Origin of the sequence: Bradyrhizobium sp. NBAIM08, assembly GCF_020193935.1 — a bacterium.
In the GTDB taxonomy this organism is placed as follows: domain Bacteria; phylum Pseudomonadota; class Alphaproteobacteria; order Rhizobiales; family Xanthobacteraceae; genus Bradyrhizobium; species Bradyrhizobium yuanmingense.
Map to the genome: position 1 here is coordinate 552,122 of NZ_JADYVR010000002.1, position 19,907 is coordinate 572,028.

Annotated in this window: 21 protein-coding genes and 1 pseudogene; 14 read left to right on the forward strand and 8 right to left on the reverse strand. The window is 65.4% G+C overall.

Features of this window, described 5'->3' with window-relative positions:
* Positions 1-2: 2 nt before the first annotated feature.
* The 3 genes from I6F37_RS08795 to I6F37_RS08805 form a co-directional block, all read right to left on the reverse strand.
* Positions 3-470: a PaaI family thioesterase gene (locus tag I6F37_RS08795; protein WP_225125698.1), complete on the reverse strand. Its 468-nt coding sequence runs from the start codon at positions 468-470 to the stop codon at positions 3-5.
* An 11-nt stretch (positions 471-481) separates the two neighbouring features.
* Positions 482-1,078, reverse strand: coding sequence for a TetR/AcrR family transcriptional regulator (locus tag I6F37_RS08800; protein ID WP_036000737.1), 597 nt, complete (start codon positions 1,076-1,078; stop codon positions 482-484).
* 111 nt (positions 1,079-1,189) lie between these two features.
* A complete protein-coding gene (locus I6F37_RS08805; RefSeq protein WP_057028957.1) occupies positions 1,190-2,038 on the reverse strand; it encodes a hypothetical protein in 849 nt (282 codons plus the stop codon).
* A gap of 274 nt (positions 2,039-2,312) precedes the next feature.
* On the opposite strand from I6F37_RS08805, the gene I6F37_RS08810 reads away from it, so the two are divergent.
* Positions 2,313-3,563: a cyclopropane-fatty-acyl-phospholipid synthase family protein gene (locus tag I6F37_RS08810; protein WP_036000741.1), complete on the forward strand. Its 1,251-nt coding sequence runs from the start codon at positions 2,313-2,315 to the stop codon at positions 3,561-3,563.
* Positions 3,564-3,572: 9 nt separating this feature from the next.
* On the opposite strand, the gene I6F37_RS08815 is transcribed toward I6F37_RS08810, so the two are convergent.
* Positions 3,573-3,884, reverse strand: a complete 312-nt coding sequence (locus I6F37_RS08815) for a hypothetical protein (RefSeq protein WP_225112255.1) — start codon at positions 3,882-3,884, stop codon at positions 3,573-3,575.
* Positions 3,885-4,329: 445 nt separating this feature from the next.
* Here I6F37_RS08815 and I6F37_RS08820 point away from each other — a divergent pair, with 445 nt between their 5' ends.
* Positions 4,330-5,835, forward strand: coding sequence for a replicative DNA helicase (locus tag I6F37_RS08820; RefSeq protein WP_036000744.1), 1,506 nt, complete (start codon positions 4,330-4,332; stop codon positions 5,833-5,835).
* Positions 5,836-5,889: 54 nt separating this feature from the next.
* A complete protein-coding gene (gene alr / locus I6F37_RS08825) occupies positions 5,890-7,167 on the forward strand; it encodes an alanine racemase (protein ID WP_036000748.1) in 1,278 nt (425 codons plus the stop codon).
* Between the two features lie 11 nt (positions 7,168-7,178).
* Here the strand turns inward: alr and I6F37_RS08830 are convergent, their stop codons facing one another.
* Positions 7,179-7,394, reverse strand: a complete 216-nt coding sequence (locus I6F37_RS08830) for a cysteine rich repeat-containing protein (RefSeq protein ID WP_036000751.1) — start codon at positions 7,392-7,394, stop codon at positions 7,179-7,181.
* Positions 7,395-7,433: 39 nt separating this feature from the next.
* On the opposite strand from I6F37_RS08830, the gene I6F37_RS08835 reads away from it, so the two are divergent.
* Positions 7,434-8,204 carry an exodeoxyribonuclease III gene (locus tag I6F37_RS08835; protein WP_036000754.1) on the forward strand — a complete coding sequence of 257 codons (771 nt, stop codon included), beginning with the start codon at positions 7,434-7,436 and terminating at the stop codon, positions 8,202-8,204.
* A 175-nt stretch (positions 8,205-8,379) separates the two neighbouring features.
* Here the strand turns inward: I6F37_RS08835 and I6F37_RS08840 are convergent, their stop codons facing one another.
* The gene (locus I6F37_RS08840; RefSeq protein WP_036000861.1) at positions 8,380-9,156 is read right to left on the reverse strand and encodes a potassium channel family protein; all 777 of its coding nucleotides are present in this window, start codon (positions 9,154-9,156) and stop codon (positions 8,380-8,382) included.
* A 138-nt stretch (positions 9,157-9,294) separates the two neighbouring features.
* On the opposite strand from I6F37_RS08840, the gene I6F37_RS08845 reads away from it, so the two are divergent.
* The 10 genes and pseudogenes from I6F37_RS08845 to I6F37_RS08890 all read left to right on the forward strand — a co-directional run bounded on the left by I6F37_RS08845 (position 9,295) and on the right by I6F37_RS08890 (position 16,536).
* Positions 9,295-9,495 carry a hypothetical protein gene (locus I6F37_RS08845; protein ID WP_141697612.1) on the forward strand — a complete coding sequence of 67 codons (201 nt, stop codon included), beginning with the start codon at positions 9,295-9,297 and terminating at the stop codon, positions 9,493-9,495.
* Positions 9,496-9,662: 167 nt separating this feature from the next.
* On the forward strand, positions 9,663-10,403 hold the full coding sequence (locus I6F37_RS08850) for a FadR/GntR family transcriptional regulator (RefSeq protein ID WP_036000760.1): 741 nt from the start codon (positions 9,663-9,665) through the stop codon (positions 10,401-10,403).
* Positions 10,404-10,454: 51 nt separating this feature from the next.
* Positions 10,455-11,357: pseudogene (locus I6F37_RS08855) on the forward strand (NAD(P)-dependent oxidoreductase); the annotation flags it as partial.
* A 10-nt stretch (positions 11,358-11,367) separates the two neighbouring features.
* Positions 11,368-12,051 carry an amino acid ABC transporter permease gene (locus I6F37_RS08860; protein WP_036000766.1) on the forward strand — a complete coding sequence of 228 codons (684 nt, stop codon included), beginning with the start codon at positions 11,368-11,370 and terminating at the stop codon, positions 12,049-12,051.
* A 7-nt stretch (positions 12,052-12,058) separates the two neighbouring features.
* Positions 12,059-12,727 carry an amino acid ABC transporter permease gene (locus tag I6F37_RS08865; RefSeq protein WP_036000865.1) on the forward strand — a complete coding sequence of 223 codons (669 nt, stop codon included), beginning with the start codon at positions 12,059-12,061 and terminating at the stop codon, positions 12,725-12,727.
* Between the two features lies 1 nt (position 12,728).
* On the forward strand, positions 12,729-13,487 hold the full coding sequence (locus I6F37_RS08870; RefSeq protein WP_036000768.1) for an amino acid ABC transporter ATP-binding protein: 759 nt from the start codon (positions 12,729-12,731) through the stop codon (positions 13,485-13,487).
* A gap of 21 nt (positions 13,488-13,508) precedes the next feature.
* Positions 13,509-14,303 (forward strand): transporter substrate-binding domain-containing protein, encoded by a 795-nt coding sequence (locus I6F37_RS08875; protein WP_036000770.1) that lies wholly within the window; start codon positions 13,509-13,511, stop codon positions 14,301-14,303.
* A gap of 72 nt (positions 14,304-14,375) precedes the next feature.
* Positions 14,376-14,822: a ribose 5-phosphate isomerase B gene (gene rpiB, locus I6F37_RS08880; protein ID WP_036000775.1), complete on the forward strand. Its 447-nt coding sequence runs from the start codon at positions 14,376-14,378 to the stop codon at positions 14,820-14,822.
* Between the two features lie 12 nt (positions 14,823-14,834).
* Positions 14,835-15,752: a ribokinase gene (locus I6F37_RS08885; protein WP_036000778.1), complete on the forward strand. Its 918-nt coding sequence runs from the start codon at positions 14,835-14,837 to the stop codon at positions 15,750-15,752.
* Positions 15,753-15,810: 58 nt separating this feature from the next.
* Positions 15,811-16,536 carry a sulfite exporter TauE/SafE family protein gene (locus tag I6F37_RS08890; RefSeq protein ID WP_036000781.1) on the forward strand — a complete coding sequence of 242 codons (726 nt, stop codon included), beginning with the start codon at positions 15,811-15,813 and terminating at the stop codon, positions 16,534-16,536.
* A 12-nt stretch (positions 16,537-16,548) separates the two neighbouring features.
* Here the strand turns inward: I6F37_RS08890 and I6F37_RS08895 are convergent, their stop codons facing one another.
* Together I6F37_RS08895 and I6F37_RS08900 are read right to left on the reverse strand one after the other, a co-directional pair.
* Positions 16,549-18,618, reverse strand: coding sequence for a bifunctional diguanylate cyclase/phosphodiesterase (locus I6F37_RS08895; protein WP_036000786.1), 2,070 nt, complete (start codon positions 18,616-18,618; stop codon positions 16,549-16,551).
* Positions 18,618-19,730 (reverse strand): ABC transporter substrate-binding protein, encoded by a 1,113-nt coding sequence (locus tag I6F37_RS08900; protein WP_036000788.1) that lies wholly within the window; start codon positions 19,728-19,730, stop codon positions 18,618-18,620. The genes I6F37_RS08895 and I6F37_RS08900 overlap by 1 nt, the downstream gene beginning before the upstream one ends.
* Positions 19,731-19,907: the final 177 nt, after the last annotated feature.

Here is a 19,907-nt window from a genome sequence, read left to right on the forward strand (position 1 = left end):
CCTCACGCGGCCGGGCTTTTCGTTTTGGCAGCGATGTCCTCGCTCAGCATCGCGATCGAGGCCAGCGCGGTGGCCGTATGCTTCTCGACGCCGTCGCTGACGCAGAACACGTCGGCGGCGACCACCGCGACCTGGCGGCCCGGCTTGATCACCCGGGCGCGGCAGATCAGCTTCTCGCCGACCGCGGGCGACAACAGATTGAGCTTGTATTCCGCCGTCAGCGCCGGCTGGCCGCGCGACGTGGCGGCTGCGATCGTGGTGGCGTTGTCGACCAGGAAGGCGGTGACGCCGCCATGGAAGAAGCCGTGCTGCTGTAACAGCTCCGGCCGGCGCTCCACGGCGATGGTGCAGGTGCCGCGCGACAATTCGGAGAGCTCGGCGCCGACCAGGTTCATGAAACCCTGCCGGCCGATATTGGCGTGGATGCGCTCGGCAATCGGCGCAAATTCCGGATCAGCTTCGGCCCGCATGCGATCTCCCCTTATTGCTTGTTGATGCGATCGAACGGCCTCAGCGCACGATTGGCGCAGGCGATCAGCGTGTCCGCCTCGATGCGCGGATCGGTTCGCTCGCGACCCGACAGGAAGGCGCGGCAGAAGATCTGCGCCGGACCGATCAGCTGGCTGACGAACATCACCGGCGTCATCGGCAGAAGTTCGCCGCTTGCCACCAGCGGCGCGCGCCAGCGCTCAATGCCTTCGGCAAGCCGCGCATTCTGCGCCCGCTGGGCGTCGCGCACGTCTTCGCCCCACTCGCTGCGCGAGATCTCGAAGAGGTAGCGCGCCTCGCGCCGGCTGGTGACGACCCAGTCGAGATGCGCCCGGATCAGGCGATCGATGCCCCGCTCGGCGTCGGGGCCGGGATCGAGCGCGGCCAGTATCGCGGCGTGATAGTGCCGCAAGACCTCCAGAAACAACGCACCGGCAAGTTCTTTCTTCGAACCGAAAACGTGGAAGAAGCTGCCGTTGGAAGCCCGCGCGCGGGTGCGGATCGCAGCCACCGTCGCGGCTTCGAAGCCGACGCGGTCGAACACGGCAAGGCCGGCCGCCAACAGATCGTCTCGTACGCTCGCCGTCATGGGCGCCTCCTAGAGCAATACTCTAGAGTACTACTCTAATGACGGTCAAGACGATGCGAAGGCCGCGGATGGGCGCGGCCTTCGCATCGTCGATCGAAAGATCCGGGTGACTTAGCGCGAGATCGGCGGCACCGGCGGACCGGAGGACGCAGGCGGCGCCGGCGGCGGCGGGGCTGCAGCGGTCGCGGGCGGCGCCTGTTCCTGCGGCTTGGCCGCGGGGGCCGGCTCGGCAGGTTTCGGAGCAGCCTCTTCCACCGGCTTGGGCGCGGCCGGCTCAGCGGGCTTGGCGGCGGCTGGAGCGGCCGGCGTCACCTGCGGGACCGGATCGGGCCGCAGCGCCGGCGTCTCGCTGCGCGGCTCGACCTTGGCGCTGTCAGGCTTGACGGGCTCCGGCTTCGGCTCGGTCTTCTTGTCGTCGGTCGCCGGCGCCGCGGCATCGACCTTCGGGGCTTCCTCCGTGCCGGGCTTGGCGCGCCGCTTGCCTTTGCGTGCCTCGGGCGCAGCCTCTCCCTCCGGCTTGGCACCCTCCTCGGCCGGCCGCGCCGCACGCTTCTGGCGCGTACCCTCGGCGGCAGGAGCAGCGCCCTCGCCCTCCGGCCTCGCGGCATCCTGCGCGCGCTGGCGTCGACCCTGTTGTTCAGGCGCGGCGCCGTCCTTCTTGGCGTCCTTGGCCTGATAGCGCGTGTCGGTGGCACCGTTCGAGATCAGATAGGCGGAGAGGACGCCCGCCATATCCGAACTCGTCGTGTAGTGCTGGCGCAGGAATCCCGGCAGCGAGCCGGGCGACACGGACTTCAGCAGCCCGCGCGGGCTCTTGTGGCAGACATTGCAGGTCTGCGAGAACAGCTGCGACGGGGTCTTGCCAGCCTCGAGGTTCGTCGCCTGCGCAAGAACGGAATTAGCCGCACCGAAGCCAATCAGAAGCAACACCGTCGCGAGGCTGAGCGCTCGGCTCGACATTCCCATCATCTCCGTTGAATTTCCGCAAATGCAGCCGGCATCCGGCGCGGCGGCGGTCACCTTTTAACCGATTGAGCCGCGAATGGAAGCAGGTCCGCGCGCAAGGATGTGATTAAGCGGTTTTCGAATATCTACTTTGAACACAGTGCAATAGCGCAGCCGGAACCGGCTCGCTAGATTTGAATGCAAACGCATAGGAACCGCTGCGGCGCCTGGGCGTCAGTTATAAAGGCCGGGTAGTCGCATCTTTCGGGTTCGCTCGAGAGGATTGCCGATGGACCGATTGTTGCGTCGATTTCTGTCCCAATTCATCCGCCGCGGGTCGTTGACGGTGACCAGCGCGAGCGGGTCGAAGTTCACCGTCGGCGACGGCTCCGGCGAGCCGGTCGCAGTCCGCTTCGTCACCGCCGACTCCGAGCGGAGGGTCCTCGTCAATCCCGAGCTGGGGCTGGGCGAGGCCTACATGAACGGCGAGTTCGTGGTCGAGCGCGGCACCATAGCTGATGCCCTCGCGATCCTGCTCGATCAACCCGACCCATTGCCGCAGTGGGCAAAGCCGTGGTGGCACATGCGCTACCTGACGCGGCACCTCAAGCAGTTCAATCCCCGCCCGCGCTCCCGTCAAAACGTCGCTCATCATTACGATCTCGACGGCCGGCTCTATTCGCTGTTTCTCGATGCCGACAAGCAATATAGCTGCGCCTATTTCGAGACGCCCGAGATGTCGCTGGACGACGCGCAGCTTGCCAAGAAGCGGCACATCGCGGCGAAGCTTCTCGTCAGCAATGGCCAGCGCGTGCTCGACATCGGCTCCGGCTGGGGTGGCCTCGGGCTCTATCTCGCCGAGATCGCGAACGCCGACGTCACCGGCATCACGCTGTCGACCGAGCAGCTGGAGGTCGCCAATGCGCGCGCCGCCGAAAAGGGCCTGACGGGCTCGGCCAGATTCCAGCTCCAGGATTATCGCGACGTCGAAGGTACGTTCGACCGCATCGTCTCCGTCGGCATGTTCGAACATGTCGGGGCGAGATTCTACGACGCCTACTTCCAGCGCTGCGCCGAGCTGCTGAAGGAAGACGGCGTCATGCTGCTGCATTCGATCGGCCGTTCGCAGGGCCCGGATTCGACCAATCCCTGGATCGCCAAATACATCTTCCCCGGCGGCTACATCCCCGCGCTCTCGGAGGTGCTGCCGGCGATCGAGCGCGCGGGCCTGCTGGTCTGCGACATCGAGATTCTGCGCCTGCACTACGCCGAGACGCTGAAGGCCTGGCGCGAGCGGTTCATGGCGCGGCGCGAGGAAGCCGTGCAGCTCTACGACGAGCGCTTCGCCTTGATGTGGGAATTTTACCTCGCGGCCTGCGAGATGACGTTCCGCAAGCAAGCCATGATGAACTTCCAGATCCAGATCACCCGTCGCCAGGGCGTGGTGCCGATGACCCGCGACTATATCCCGCAGGAAGAAGCCCGGCTGCGGGCCCGGGAGGGCGCGGCCATGCCGAAGCTCAAGCTGGCTGGTGAATAGGTCCGGATCCTAGTGACGCAGGGTCGAAATCCCGGACGTCCGGAAAGACGCCGTTAACGCCAATTGCGCCCGCAATTCCAGCAGGATTTCGGGGGCGACCGGCTGGCGACGTACCTCGGGCCGCTCCGCGTGCTTCATAGCCGCGATCAGCCCCGACAGCCAAAGCCGGCTGCCTGCCTCGCTTCGCCAGTTCTGGTGCTGCCGTTCTGGCTGCATCGCTCGCCTCGTATCCCTGTTGGCGGGGAATGAGATAATCCCCTGCCCATCCGCCTGTTCCGACATGACACCCGAAAGAATCCGGGGAGATGTGATCTGGTTCACAGAAGTCTGGTCGGGCCTGGCTTAGACCGTCGCCATGAGCAAAGAGACCCAAACCTCATTCGACGTGCAGGACGACCTCCGCACCGATTACGCCCTGATCGTCACCGGCGTTGGGGCGGCTCTGGTTGCGCTGGTCTACCTCCTGCTGGTCTGAAGCCGAGCCGAATCGGTCAGCGTGCGTCATTTTGGGCGCCTCTCGGTAGGTCTGCGCGTCAGCCCCCAGGGTTCACGGGTTTCAGGATTTTTCCGCGGCGCGATCACAGCCCTCTGCGCCGAGCGAGCTCCGCCAAAATCCAGTCAAGCGCGGCGCGTGCTGCGACTGCTAATCATCCACCATTTTAACTGAGCGGTTGATAGCGGTCAGCTTTTGCTTCCGCTTTGACCTGCGGCGGCGCTTTATCCCGGCCCCGCATCCGCCCAAGAAAATTGCTAAGCACGTCCGACCATGGCACTGACTGATTCGAACGTTCTCAAACTCGCGCCCGATGCCGGAACTCCCGCCTATCGGAGCGCACCGCACAATATCGAGGCGGAACAGAGCCTTCTGGGCGCAATCCTGGTCAACAACGACGCCTTCTACCGCGTCTCCGACTTCCTGGAGGCCAAGCACTTCTTCGAGCCGCTGCACCAGACCATCTTCGAGACCGCCGGCAGCCTGATCCGGATGGGCAAGATCGCCACCCCGGTCACGCTGAAGACGTTCCTGCCGGCCGATACCGATGTCGGCGGCATGACCATCGGACAATACCTGGCGCGGCTTGCGGCCGAAGCCACCACCATCATCAACGCCCAGGACTATGGCCGCACCATCTACGATCTGTCGTTGCGCCGCGACCTGATCGGCATCGGCGAGGACATGGTCAACGTCGCCTATGACGCCCCGGTCGACTTCCAACCGCGGGCGCAGATCGAGGACGCCGAGCGCAAGCTGTACGAGCTCGCCGAGTCCGGCCGCTATGACGGCGGCTTCCAGAAATTCTCGCAGGCGCTCACGGTCGCGGTCGATCTCGCGGCCAAGGCATTCCAGCGCGACGGCAAGCTGTCGGGCATTTCGACGGGCCTGCGCGACCTCGACACCAAGATGGGCGGCCTGCAGCATTCCGACCTCATCATCGTCGCGGGACGCCCCGGCATGGGCAAGACGTCGCTGGCGACCAACATCGCCTACAACGTCGCGCAGGCCTACGTGCCGGAGCTTCAGGCCGACGGCACCATGAAGGCCGCCAATGGCGGCGTGATCGGCTTCTTCTCCTGCGAAATGTCGGCCGACCAGCTCGCCACGCGTATCGTGGCCGAGCGCACCGGCATTCCCTCCTCCCACATCCGCCGCGGCGGCATCACGGAAGCCGATTTCGAGAAGATCCGGCAGGTCTCGATCGAGCTGCAGTCGCTGCCGTTCTACGTCGACGCCACCGGCGGCCTCTCCATCGCGCAGCTGATGGCGCGCGCGCGCCGACTCAAGCGCCAGAAGGGCCTCGATCTCCTGGTGATCGACTACATCCAGCTGCTCTCGGGCTCGGGCAAGCGCGCCAGCGACAGTCGCGTGCAGGAAATCACGGAGATCACGACCAGCCTGAAGGCGCTGGCCAAGGAGCTCAACGTTCCCGTGATCGCGCTGTCGCAGCTCTCGCGTCAGGTGGAATCGCGCGACGACAAGCGGCCGCAGCTGTCGGACTTGCGTGAATCCGGCTCGATCGAGCAGGACGCCGACGTCGTGCTGTTCGTGTTCCGCGAGGAATATTACCTCGCCATGAAGGAGCCGCGCCCCGGCACCGAAGAGCATGCCAAATGGCAGGCCGACATGGAACGCACCGTGGGCCGCGCCGAAGTCATCATCGGCAAGCAGCGCCACGGTCCGACCGGCACCGTCGAGCTGCACTTCGATGCCTCGGTCACGCGCTTCGGCGACCTCGCGCATGACGGCCAACTGCCGGACCGCAGCGACTACTAGATTGTTCCCCGGGTTGAACGGGGCCGGTCTCTTGCGTAAAACGACGCCATGACAATGGCGTCCGCCCCGAAATCAATCCCGCAATCCGGCCCACTCTCCCCGGAGGCCAACCAGGCTGCCGCGCTCGCCGCCTTCGGCGGCGTGCTGACCGTCGATCTCGATGCGATCATCGCCAATTGGCGCAAGCTCGAGAAGACCGCGGTGCCGGCCGAATGTTCGGCGGTGATCAAGGCCGACGCCTATGGCTGCGGCGCCGAGCAGGTGTCGCGCGCCCTGAGCGACGCCGGTTGCAAGACCTTCTTCGTCGCCACCATCGAGGAAGCGCGCAAGGTGCGCGCCGCCGTTCCGGAGCCCACGATCTACGTGCTCGGCGGCTATTTCCAGAACACCGGCGAGCACTACGCCAAGATCAATTGCCGTCCGGTGATCGGCGATCTCAACGAACTCGCCGAATGGGACGTGTTCTGCCGCCGCACCGGCTGGAACGGGGGCGCCGCTGTTCACATCGACACCGGCATGAACCGGCTCGGGCTGACGCTGTCGGAAGCGCAGGCCATCATCCCCCGCATCAACGCCGGCGATCACGGCATCACGCTGGTGATGAGCCATCTGGTCTCGGCCGAGCAGCTCAACAGCCCGATCAATGCCAGACAGCTCGCGACCTTCCGCAGCATCGCCAGCGAGTTCACAGGCGTGCCGGCGGCACTCGCCAACTCCTCCGGCATCTTCCTCGGCGCGCCCTTCCAGTTCGACCTGGTGCGGCCGGGAGCTGCGCTCTACGGCGTCAACCCGACGCCGGAGGCCGACAATCCCATGCAGCAGGTGGTCGACCTCAAGGCGCGCATCGTGCAGATCCGCACCATCGATCGCGGCGAGACCGTCGGCTATGGCGGCACCTGGACCGCGCGGCGGCCGACGAAACTGGCGATCATCGCAGTCGGCTATGCCGACGGCTATTTCCGCGCCGCCAGCTCCAATGACGGCACCCGCGGCGCCGATGTCATCGTGGCCGGCAAGCGCTGCCCTGTCGCGGGCCGCATCTCCATGGACCTGATCGCGATCGACATCACCGATCTGCCGCCGAACGCGGTGCGGCGCGGCCACATGGTGACGCTGCTCGGCGAAGGCATCACCGTCGACGAGCTCGCGCACCATTTCGGCACGATCGGCTATGAGGTGCTGACCAGCCTCGGCCGCCGCTTTGCCCGCGTCTACAAGGGTGGCAATGTCGAGGAGCCGCTGACGAAGCCGGAGCCCGCCTCGAACGCCGGGCAGCCGCCTTCCCCACAGTCAATCGAACAGCCGTCGGCGTTGCCGCCGCTGCCGAGTTAAACCACCCGCACCTACTTCTTCTTCCGGCTGTCCAGCGCCGTCTTGCAGGTGGCGGTGAGCTGGTCGCGCTTGGCGTTGAGGCAGGCGACGATGCCGCCGCCCGGCGCGATGCCGGCGCAGAATTTGTCGTAGTCCGCCTTGCACGCGCCGCGCGTTTCGGCTGACTGTGCCGTGGCCCCGGAGAACGCGACGATGAAGGCGGTAGCGGCAAAGCTCAACTTGGACATTGTATCTCCGGGGACGAAAGGCAGAGCCGGTAGCTCTAGATGAAGATCGCGACATTCAACATCAACAACATCAACCGCCGCCTGCCCAATCTGTTGGCATGGCTGCGAATGGCGAGGCCCGATGTCGTCGCGCTCCAGGAGTTGAAGGCAAGTGATGGCGAATTTCCGGCAGCCGCCATCGAAAGGGCCGGCTATGGCGCGGTGTGGCGTGGACAAAAGACCTGGAACGGCGTCGCCATCCTCGCCCGCAATGCCGAGCCCGTGCTGACGCGCGACCGTTTGCCGGGAAAGCCTGCCGATCTCGAAGCGCGCTACATCGAGGCCGCGGTGCGTGGCGTCATCGTCACCAGCATTTATCTGCCCAACGGCAATCCGCAGCCGGGACCGAAATTCGACTACAAGCTCGACTGGTTCGCGCGGCTGCGGCGCCACGCCAACACCTTCATCAAGCAGGACCTGCCGGTGGTGCTCGCCGGCGACTACAATGTTGCGCCCACCGAGATCGACATCTATCCGACGCGCTCATGGGACAAGGATGCGCTGATCCAGCCGAAGAGCCGCGCAGCCTTTGCCGCGCTGGTCGAGCAAGGCTGGTGCGACGCGATCCGCGAGCTGCATCCGGACGAGCGCATCTACACGTTCTGGGACTACAAGCGGAACCGCTGGCCGCGCGATGCGGGCCTGCGGCTCGACCATCTCCTGCTCAGCCCTGCCCTCGCCCCGCGCCTCGCCAAAGCCGGCGTCGACAAGAAGATCCGCGGCGAGGACGGCGCCAGCGATCACGCGCCGGCGTGGGTGGTATTGCGGTGACCCAAACGCAGTCAGCAGCGGGCCGCCCGATAAAACCTGAAAACAACCCCATGCGCAGTAGCTGGCCCCAGTCCGCTCAATGACTTACGGGTAAACCGAAATCAAAGTTGATCCGTCGGGCAAAACACTGGCATGATGTCACCATCGAAGGCGTCCACGTGGCGCCGAGGGCTCTTCAGATCGCCCCTTCATCGGGAATGTTGAGGACGGTGCCGCAAGCCTTGCAATGCACCGCGTCGGCATCGTGCCTCTGGAGCCCGCACGTCGGGCATGGAAACCGCACCTTGTGGGGACTGAGGAGCGCGCGGGCGAGATTGAAGAACAGCGTCACGCCGAAAATCATGATCACGACGGTGATCAGACGACCGAACGTACCCGCCAGCGTGATGTCGCCGAAGCCGGTCGTCGTCAGCGCCGTGACGGTGAAGTACAGGGCATCGGCATAGTTCCGGATCTCGTCGTTGCGAAACTTCTGGGTCTCGTAAACGATCCCGGTCATGACGAAGATGAAAACGGCGAGGTTCGTGACGGCGAAGATGACCTCTTCGTTGCGACGAAAGAACGGGGAATCGATGCGCAGCCTCACAAGCATCTGGTAGTCGCGAAGCAGCCCCAGCGTTCGCAGGATCCGGAGAAAACCGCCCGCCTCGCCGGCAAGCGGCGCCAGGAAGGATACGATCGCAACCATGTCTGCCCACGTCGCGAGCTGGGTGAATTTTTGAAACGGATGCCGATCGACCAGGAGCCGGGCGGAGAAGTCGGCCAGCAGAATAACGCCGAACAGGACGTCGAGCGTCTCGACGATGTCACTGGGCGGCAGGAACGAGGTCGCAATAATGAACAGCACCGTCACGATATCGAAGATGAGCAGCGCATAACGGAAGCGCACGCCGTCCGGCGTTGCGCCCTCGTAAAGGAGTCGGACGTTGCTTTTGAGAGACGTGAGGGTCACTGCACCATGATCGCGGTTTGCACGGATGTTGGCAACTCGGAGCGTGTGCCGCAACCGACGACGTCTGTATACCTAGAGTGGGCCTCGCGATTAGGAACCCGGACCGCGACGCGGTGTTCAGCTCTCTTTGGGGGCTGAATGCTCAAACCCGACGATTGTCGCAAGCTTGCGGAGCAATATCGAGCGCGCGCGAATGATGCCACATCGGCGAAGCGCCTCGCCAATGTGCTTCTGAGCGTTTCCAACGCCTATCTCGCTCTGGCGAGCCAACTGGAGCTCCTTGCGTCCGTCGAACATCAGGAGCACGCGAGGAGAGCCGGTCGGAACGTTCAAGGCTGAGCCGTCAGACGAAAGATGCAAACCGAGCCGGCGGCGGCGCCATGAAGCCTCATCATTGCGGTGCCCCGCGATCGAGTTCGCCCCGCTGATCACTCGGAGGGAAGCCTCTTGACCTCCGCGGCCTGGTAAGCATACTGGTCTGACCACGATCAGACCAAGAGACGGGGATGGAGTTCAAGCGAGCCGCCGACGGCGAAAAGGGGTTCGAGAAGGTGTTTGCCTTCCTGCGCGAGCGCCTGCTTACCGGCTCGCTCAGGCCGGGCGACCGCCTGATTTCGGAGCGCGAGCTCGCCACCCTGCTCGGCGTCAGCCGGCCAATCGTCCGGGAGGCGCTGCGCGCCCTCACCGTCCTCGGGATCGTCGAGATCCGCGACCGCATCGGCACCGTCGTGACGCGGCCAGATGTCTCGGTGCTGAACGACTTCTTCACCTTCGCCCTCGCCCAGCAGGCCGACATGCTCGAGGACGTCATGCAGGCGCGTGTCGCGATCGAATGCCAGGCGATCCGGCTCGCCTGCGAGCGCGCCAACATCGCCGATTTCGAACGGCTGCAGCGCGCGCTGACGAAGATCGGCGAGACCATCGACGAAGCCGATGCCGGCGGCATGGCGGATTTCGACTTCCACCGCGCGATCGTCGTCGCCTCACATTCGGAGACGCTGAGCGTGCTGCACGCCTCCATGGCGGGCCTGTTGACACATTCGCATCGCAGCCGCCGCGAGCTGGTGCAGGCCTTCCCGTCGATGAAGACCTACCTTGTCGACGATCACCGCCGCATCTTCGAAGCCCTCATTGCGCGCGATCCCGAGCGCGCGGATGCGACGCTGCGCAAGCATTTCGCCATCGGCGACGAATACCGCAGACGCGCCGTCGTCGGCGACATCGACAAGACCAGTGCCTCGGGCTGATCGCGCACAGCCCTTCAATCAAGACGCCAATTAAACAAGAAACGGACTGACGACATGGGACGGAACGACAAGGGCAAGGTCGGCTTCATCGGCATCGGCACGATGGGGCGGGAGATGGTGCGCAACCTGCAGGCGGCGGGCCACGCGGTCCGCGTCTTCGATCTGAACGAAGCCGCGCTGGCCGACAGCGTCAAGGAAGGCGCGACGCGTGCCAAAAGCCCTGCCGATGCCGCGCAAGGCACCGATATCGTCATCACCATGCTGCCCGACACGCCGCACGTCGAGGCGACGATCTACGGCGAGCAGGGCCTGCTGAATTCCCCGCCGCCGGGCAAGCTGATCGTCGACATGAGCACGATCTCGCCGGTCGCCGTCCGCCGCATCCATTCGGACCTGCAGAAGACAGGCGTCGGCTTCATCGACGCGCCGGTCTCCGGCGGGCCGGTGGGCGCCAGGAACGCCGCGCTCTCGATCATGGCCGGCGGCGATGCGGACACGTTCGCCAAGGCCGAGCCGTTCTTCCGCGCGATGGGCACGACCATCACCCATGTCGGCGCATCCGGCGCCGGCCAGACCGTCAAGCTCTGCAATCAGCTGATCTGCGGCATCAACATCCAGGCGATCTGCGAGGCGCTCGCGCTCGGCCGCGCTTCGGGCCTCGATCTCAACCTGCTCCGCCGGGTGCTGCTCGGCGGCTCCGCCGCTTCCTGGATGCTGGACAAGCTCGGCCCCGCGATGATCGCCGGCGACGTTTCCGCGGGCTTCCGGATCGATCTGCAGCTCAAAGACCTTCGCCTGGTGCAGGAGCACGCACAGGCCCTGAACGTGCCCCTGCCTGGCACCGCGCTCGTCACCAGCCAATATGTCGACGCGCGCGCCCATGGCGAAGGCAGCAACGGCAACCAAGCGCTGTTCCGCGTCTATGACCGCATGACCAACCAGACCACCGGCTGACCCTGGAACGATGAGCCTCCAACTCGACTTTCCCGCAGTGCTGGAGCGTTGGCCGAGCTTTCTGGCCGGCGCCGTCCTCACGCTTGAGTTGGCATTCTTCGCGACCGTGCTAGGCGCTTTGCTCGGCACGCTCGCGGCGGTCGGACGCGGCACACACAATTCGCTGATTGCAGGTGCCTGCAAAGTCTATGTCGAGACCATCCGCAACACCCCGCTGCTGGTGCAGATCTTCCTGGTCTATTTCGGCCTCGCCAGCCTCGGCCTGAAATACTCCGCCTTCACGGTGGCGGTGGCGGCGCTGACCATCAATGTCGGCGCCTACACCGCTGAGATCATGCGGGCCGGCTTCGAGGCGATCCCGCGCGGGCAGATCGAGGCCGCCGAGGGGCTGGCGCTGTCGCGCTTCCAGATCTACTGGCACATCATCCTGCTGCCGGCGGTCGAGAAGGTCTATCCTGCGCTCACCAGCCAGTTCGTGCTCCTGATGCTGGCCTCCTCGGTCTGCTCGCAGATCTCGGCCGAGGAGCTCACCGCGGTCGCCAACTACATCCAGTCGGACACCTATCGCGCGTTCGAGACCTACATCATCGTCGCCGTGCTCTACGTCATCCTGTCGCTGGTGATGCGTGCCGGCTTCTGGGGCCTCGGCCTCCTCCTGTTTCCGCGCCGGCGCCGGCTCGGCACGCCGTTGTGAGATGACCATGGGCGGACATCTCAACATCAATCACCTGATGTTCCTCGGCCAGGGCGCGCTGTGGACCATCGGTCTGTCGCTGATCGCGCTGATCGGCGGCGGCATCGTCGGCTTCGTGATCGCACTGGCGCGCATCTCGCCGCTGAAATCGGTGCGGCTCGCCAGTGCGATCTATGTCCAGTTGATCCAGGGCACGCCGCTGCTCGTCATCCTGTTCCTCGGCTATTTCGGTCTTGCCGCGATCGGCCTGAAGGTCTCGCCGCTGGTCGCGGCCGGTGCCTCGCTGACGCTCTACGTCGCGGCCTATCTCGGCGAGATCTGGCGCGGCTGCATCCAGTCTGTGCCGAAGCCGCAATGGGAAGCCGCCGAAGGCCTGGCGCTGAGCCGCACCCAGCGCATGGTCAAGGTGATCCTGCCGCAGGCGATCCGCATCGCGACGCCGCCGACCGTCGGCTTCATGGTGCAGATCATCAAGAACACCTCGCTCGCGTCCGTGGTCGGCTTCGTCGAGCTGATGCGCTCGGGCCAGATCGTCAACAACTCGCTGTTCGAACCGTTCGCCATTTACGCCATCATCGCCGTCACCTACTTCGCCATGTGCTATCCCCTGTCGCTGTTCAGCCAGAGGCTGGAACGGCAGATGGGTCGTGGCAGGTCCAACCTCGCGCCAACCTGACATGCAGCAAAACGCCCCCTCCTCCGAACCGATCGTGTCGCTCCACAACGTGCAGAAGAGCTTTGGCGCGCTCCGCGTGCTCGACGGCGTCTCCTTTGCCGTTGCACGTGGCGAGGTGCTCGCCCTGATCGGCCGCTCCGGCTCCGGCAAGAGCACGGCGCTGCGCTGCATCGACCGCTTCGAGAAGGTCGACGGCGGCCAGATCGTGGTCTGCGGGCATCGCGTCGACCGTCCCGACGTGAACTTGCGTGCGCTACGCCAGGACGTCGGCATCGTGTTCCAGAGCTACAATCTGTTTCCGCACCTCACCATCGAGCAGAACATCACGCTCGCGCCCTGCGCGGTGAAGGGCATGGCGACGTCGCAGGCCAAGGATCTCGCACGAAAAGTTCTGGCGCAGGTCGGGCTGGATGAAAAGCTGCACGCCTATCCCGAGCAGCTCTCGGGCGGCCAGCAGCAGCGCGCCGCAATCGCCCGCTCGCTCGCCATGCAGCCGAAGGTGATGCTGTTCGACGAGGTCACCTCCGCGCTCGATCCCGAACTCACCGGCGAAGTGCTGAAGGTGATCGAACAGCTCGCGGCTGACGGCATGACCATGGTGATGGTTACCCACGAAATGGGCTTCGCCAAGGGCATCGCCGACCGGATCGTGTTCATGCATCGCGGCAAGGTCCACGAGACCGGACCTGCCTCGATCCTGACGTCGCCGACCACGCCCGAACTCACGCAATTCGTGGGGACGGGGAACCTAAAATCATAACAGGGAGAGGAGAACCAAGGGATGACCAACAGAATGGTGCTGGGGACTGCCGCCGCGTTGTGCGGCCTCATCATGATGGCGGCAACGCCCGCGTCGGCCGATCTGCTCGACGACATCATGAAGGCGAAGAAGATCCGCATATCGACCGACCTCGCCATCCCGCCCTCGGGCATGATGGATTCCACCATGAAGCCGACGGGCTCCGATGTCGAAGTGGCGCAGATGCTCGCCAAGGATTGGGGCCTCGAGCTGGAATTCATCCAGACCACCGGTGCGACCCGCATCCCGAACGTCCTGACCGGCAAGGCCGACATCATCATCTCGACCCTGTCGGTGACGGCCGAGCGTGCCAAGGTGATCGACTTCACCAAGCGCTATGCGACGCTGCAATCCGACGTCGGCTGCCTGAAATCGTCGACCGTGAAGGACTGGCCGGACCTGAAGGACAAGTCGATCGGCGTCTCGCGCGGCACCACGCAGGACACAACCTTGTCCAACATGAAGGACAAGGACCTCAAGATCGCGCGCTATGACGACGATGCCACCATGGTGACGGCGGCGGTGTCGGGCCAGGTCGACTGCGTCGGCTCGTCCGCGACAATCATCAACCAGATCGGCGTGAAGAATCCCTCGCGCGTGTTCGAGTCCCGGATTCCGCTGGCGACCTTCGACCTCGCGATCGGCCTGAAGAAGGGTGAGCAGCCGCTGATGGACAAGCTCAACGCCTGGATCACCGACAACGTCAAGAACGGCAAGCTCAACGCCATCTACAAGAAATTCCACGGCGTCGATCTGCCGGCGGACATGCGCAGCTGAACTACGGGGAAAGATATCGTGACAGCCGCGCGCGGCTGTCACGATCAATGCAAAGATCAAGAAGGACAAAGAATGCGTCTCGTCATCGGATCCGACCACGCCGGCTGGCCGCTCAAACAGACCGTCATCGACCACATCCGCAAGCTCGGCCACGAGGTCATCGACGTCGGCTCCTATGACGACAAGCCGGTGGATTTCCCCGACATCGCCCGCGCCGTGGCGGCGAAGGTGACGTCGGGCGAAGCCGCGCGCGGCATCATGGTGTGCGGCACCGGCGTTGGCGCCTCGATCGCCGCCAACAAGATGAAGGGCATCCGCGCCGCGGTCTGCCACGACGTCCACTCCGCGCATCAGAGCGTCGAGCATGACGACGTCAACGTCATGTGCATCGGCGCGCAGATCGTCGGCGCCTGGCTCGCTGTCGATCTCGTGTCGTCGTACCTGTCCGCCGAATTCTCCACCGACGAGGATTTCCGCCGCCGCGTCGAGAAGCTGCGCGTCATGGACGAGAAAGGCTGAGGGCTCTCCGCCATGATCCTGGTGTTCGGATCGCTCAACATCGATCTGGTCGCGCAGGTTCCGGTGATTCCAGGTCCCGGCCGAACGGTGCTGGCGCCGTCCTACCGGACGCATTTCGGCGGCAAGGGTGCCAATCAGGCCGTTGCCGCCGCGCGGATCGCCGGGCCTCGACGCGTGAGCATGGCTGGCCGCGTCGGCCGGGACGGATTTGGCGACAGCGCGATCGAGAACCTCAGAGCCAACGGCGTCGACGCCGATCACGTCATCAGAGCCGACGAGCCGACCGGCTGCGCTTTCATCACCGTCGATCAGGCCGGCGAGAACGCAATCACGGTGGCGAGCGGCGCCAACATGACGGCGCGTGCCGGCGATCTTGCGAGGGAGCTGTTCAATTTGGACACCGTGCTAGTGCTTCAGATGGAGGTGCCCTTTGCGCACGCGCTGGAAGCTGCCCGAAGAACCGCCGCGGCCTCCGGCACCGTCATCTGGAACCTTGCACCCGTTCCGGAGCAGATGACGCGTGAGATGGTCACGGAGCTTCTCGCCGTCACCGACTATCTCCTCGTCAACGAGCACGAGGCGCGCGACGCCGCCACCGCCATCGGTCTGGCGTCCGCCGACTACGAAGCCGCAAGCGCCGGACTCGCGAAGTCCGGCAACCTCACCTGCATTGTCACCGCCGGCGCACAAGGCGCGCTCGCCGTGACGGCGGAAGGCACCCGCCTGCGGGCGCCCGCCCAGCGCATCACGCCGGTGGACACGACCGGTGCCGGCGACACCTTCGTCGGCGCCTTTGCGGCGATGATCAGCGAAGGCGTGTCGCTGCAACGCGCGCTCGAAGTGAGTTGCGAAGCGGCGGCTTTGAAATGCCTCAAGGCCGGCGCCCAGACCGGCATGCCCATGCGCAGAGCGATGGGCTCCCTCGCGTAGGACCGATCGCCCGCATCGCTGCCCCGCGGCTAAACTCTCCCGATTCCTGGAGGCTGTTTTGGCCTTTCTCTTCGTCCTCAGCGTCGGCCTCGTCGCCGGCACCATCTCCGGCATCGTGGGCACCGGCTCGTCGATCATGCTGATGCCGGTGCTGGTCTATGCCTATGGGCCGAAGGAGGCCGTGCCGATCATGGCGGTGGCCTCCGTCATGGCGAATTTTTCGCGGATCCTGGCCTGGTGGCGCGAGGTCGATTGGCGGGCCTGCGCGGCCTATTCGGTCACGGGCATCCCGGCGGCGGCGCTCGGCGCGCGGACGCTGCTGGCACTGCCCTCGCATGCCGTCGATCTCACCATCGGCCTCTTCCTGATCGCGATGGTGCCGGTGCGGCACTTTCTGGCGCGGCACGAGCTCAAGGCCAATCTCTGGCATCTCGCCATCGGCGGCGCGCTGATCGGCTATTTCACTGGCATCGTGGTCTCGACCGGGCCGCTCAGCGTGCCGTTGTTCCTGTTCTATGGCCTGTCCAAGGGCGCGTTCCTCGCCACCGAAGCGGCCTCCTCGCTGGGGCTCTATTTCGCGAAGTCGGTGACTTTCGAGCGTTTCGGCGCCCTGACCGGGCAGGTCTTCATCAAGGGTCTGATCGCGGGCGCCTCACTGATGTCGGGCGCCTTCATCGCCAAACGCTTCGTGCTGCATCTGAGGCCGGAAACCTTCCGCCTGCTGATGGACGCGATCATGATCGCAGCGGGGCTCTCGATGCTCTGGACCGCAACGCAGCCGTGACCCAGCCGCAACTCAGACGGCGAATTCGGAGGTGATCGATGGGCTGTCAGAGACGACGCGGCTCGCCACGGCCGGCTGCCCGTCGAGCCATTGCAGCACGGCCTCGAGTGGCTGCGGCCGCTGATAGAGAAACCCCTGCCCGAGCCGCACGCCCATCTCGCGCATGGCCTCCGCCTGCTCGGCGCGCTCGATGCCTTCGGCGACCAATGTCAGTCCCAGCGTGGCGGCGAGCGAGGCGATGACGCCGACAATGGCCTTGTCCTCGGCGCTGTCGGGAATCTCGCTGATGAACGCCTTGTCGATCTTCACCTTGTCGAGCGGAAACCGGCGCAGATGGGCGAGCGAAGAGTAGCCCGTGCCGAAATCGTCGAGCGCGATCGTGGCTCCCAGGCGCCGCAGGCGATGCAGCGTTTCGGAGGCGCTGGCGATGTTGTTGATCAGCGACCCTTCCGTGATCTCGAGCTCGAGCATCGATGCCGCGACACCGAAGCGCGCACAGGTCGCGCGCAGCTCGGCGGCGAGCGAGTGGTCGGCAAGCTCGGACGGCGGCAGATTGATCGCGATCCGCAGCTGCGGCCTGCCCGCAGCGGCCAATTGCTGCAAGGCCCGGCAGGCATCGGTCAGCACGTAGCGGGTCAGCCGCGCATTGTTCCCGCTGCGCTCGATCAGCGGCAGGAATTCGCCGGGGCCGATCACGCCGTGCTCGGGATGGCGCCAGCGGATCAGCGCTTCCAGACCGACGACCTCATGGCTGTCGAGATCGACCTGGCTCTGGTACCAGACCTCGAACTGGCCCTCGGCGAAGCCGGTGGGAATTGCGAGCTCGAGATCCCTGCGGCGGCGATAGTCGCGCTGAAGCGCTTCGTCCAGCACGGCGACCGTGCCGGGCGCCTTGCTCTTGGCGTGATAGAGCGCGATGTCGGCGAGCGTCGGCAGATGCGACAGCTCCGGATCGTCGGCGTGGCGCACGGCAAGGCCGATGCTGGCGCGCGGCACCACCTGCTTGTCGTGGAGGCGGATCGGCTCGGAAATGGCATCGAGCACGCGTTGAGCGAATGCGTGCGCGGCCTGTTCGTCGCTCACCTCGGGGCGAATGACGACGAACTCGTCGCCGCCGAGCCGGGCGACCCAATCCTCGGCTTCGACCGCGCGACGAAGGCGCTGCGAAATCTGGACCAGGAACGCATCGCCGGCCTCGTGACCGAAGGTGTCGTTGATGCCCTTGAAGTCGTCGAGATCGATGAAGCAGAACGCGACCAGCGTATCCGGCGCGCCTCCATTCTGGCTCGTCACGGCGAGGCGCTCGGTCAGGGAGCGCCGGTTCGGCAGCCCGGTGAGCGGATCGTGCGTCGCCATGTGCCCGAGCCGGTCCAGCGCGCCCGACGTCGTGTGCTGCATGGCGTTGAAAGCGCGCGCGAGCTGCCCGAATTCGTTCGAGGACGTGACATCGGCCGGATAGGCCCGGCCGTCCTGCTTGCTGCGCTGGATCGCCGACATCATGGCCGCGAGCGGCCGGCCGATGAAGATGTTGGCGGAGATGCGCATGGCGATCAGGGTCGCGAACGTTGCCAGCAGCCCGACGACGAGCAGCAGCATCAGGCGGCTGCCCGCATCCGCGTACAGGGTCACACGCGAATAGGCGATGGCGATGCGGCCGGCCTGAACGGCCATGTTGCCGTTGCTGTAGTGGATCGGGTGCGAGACTTCGGCGACCGACTGGCCTTGGGGGCGTGCGACCACGCGGGCGATCGCAGCGCCGGTATCGTCATAGACGGCCGCCGCCGCAATGGTCTCGTCGTGCATGATCTCGTTGAGCACGCCCGTGACCTGGTCGTAGCGCATCTTCCAGAGCGGCTCGGCGATCAGCTCGGCCCGGCTCTCGGCGACGCGGGCCATGCGGGCGTCGAGTTGCCTGAGCTGCGACCAGAAGCTCGATGCCTCGACGCCGGCGGAGGCGAGCAATTGCACCAGCAGCAGAACGGGCACGGTGGCCCAGATCATCGCGTGGACGACCGAGCGCAAGCGCGGCGGCGCTGCCTGCTCGTTGCGATCCGGCTCGGTCATCGCCTCATCCTTGCGCATCAGTCGGCAACGCCTTCGGCGACCGGCAGCGACGAGATGAGCGCATCGAGGGAAAAGTCATATTGACCGCAGCGCCCGGCCTTCGCCCGGAACCGCGCGAAGTCGATCCGGTCGAACGCACGGGTCTTGATGAGGTCGCCGACCGAAGCGAGATTGTCGCGCGTGATCGCTGACGTCTTGACCTCGACGCGGGGCGAGACGGCTGCAAAATCGCAGCCATCGGCATAATCGCGCAGGAGAATGACGGACCAGCCGCCGAGCAGGAAATGCCCGCCATCGGTCAGGAGCATGCGGCCCGCCTTGATCTCGCGCAGCGCATCCTCCGACCAGTTGAGGCCGACCACCTGGATGTTCTCGCCGGGCACGAGGCCGGCGGCGATCGTCGCGCGCAGCGCGCCGAGCGCCATCGGATCGTTTCCGGCCCAGATCCCGGCGGGCCGGATCTGCTTGCGCGCGGCCCAGCTCAGGTAATTTGCCGTGACCCGCTCGGCCTCGGACTTCGTCCAGTTGGCGAACAGCATGCGGTCCACCACGACGTCGGACGCAGCATCCACCGCGAGCGTGAGGCCGGCGTTGCGGGCGATCGAGGCGGGCGTGGTCTCGTCGCCACCGATGCCGAGAATGTGGATCTTGCCGTCCGCGCTCTGCCATTTCTCGGCACGCGCCGCCGTGATCAGCGCATTGGCCATCCGCGCGCCCGCGGTCTGAAGATCGGTCGTGATGTCGCCGAGCCAGGTCTTGAGCTTTTGCCTGGGCGGTCCAAGGCGCACCGCGTCCTCGCCGATCAGCGTGTTCGAAAGCAGCAGCGTCTTGACGCCCGCGGCTTCGGCCGCCTCCAGGATGGGAACGGCGGCGGATTCCTCGTTCGACAGGATGAGGAAGTCGGGCTTGTCGGGACGGGCCACCACGCCGAAGCCGAGCTCCTGCATGGTGCGGTGGTTCCGCTCGCTGGTCAGCACCTCGACATGGGCATCGAGCTTGCGGCCGGCGGCCTGCATGGTCTGCGCGACCATGTCCCAATAGACCTCGCCGGACTTGCCGGGATTGACGAAGACGATGTTGAGGGGCTTGGCGATGCTACCGCCAACGGACCCGAAGACGCCGCAGGCCATGCCCGCCGCGAGCAATATTCGCAGGAATCTCGTCAATTTCGCCGCCCCCATTGGTTCCGAGATTGGACCCACGTCCGCTAAGAATTGGCAAAATCGCACCGGGCACAGCGGCGCAGGGCTAACGAAAGGTATATCTCCCGTGCCGAATTGAGATATTCGAAGCGCCGGCGATCGGCC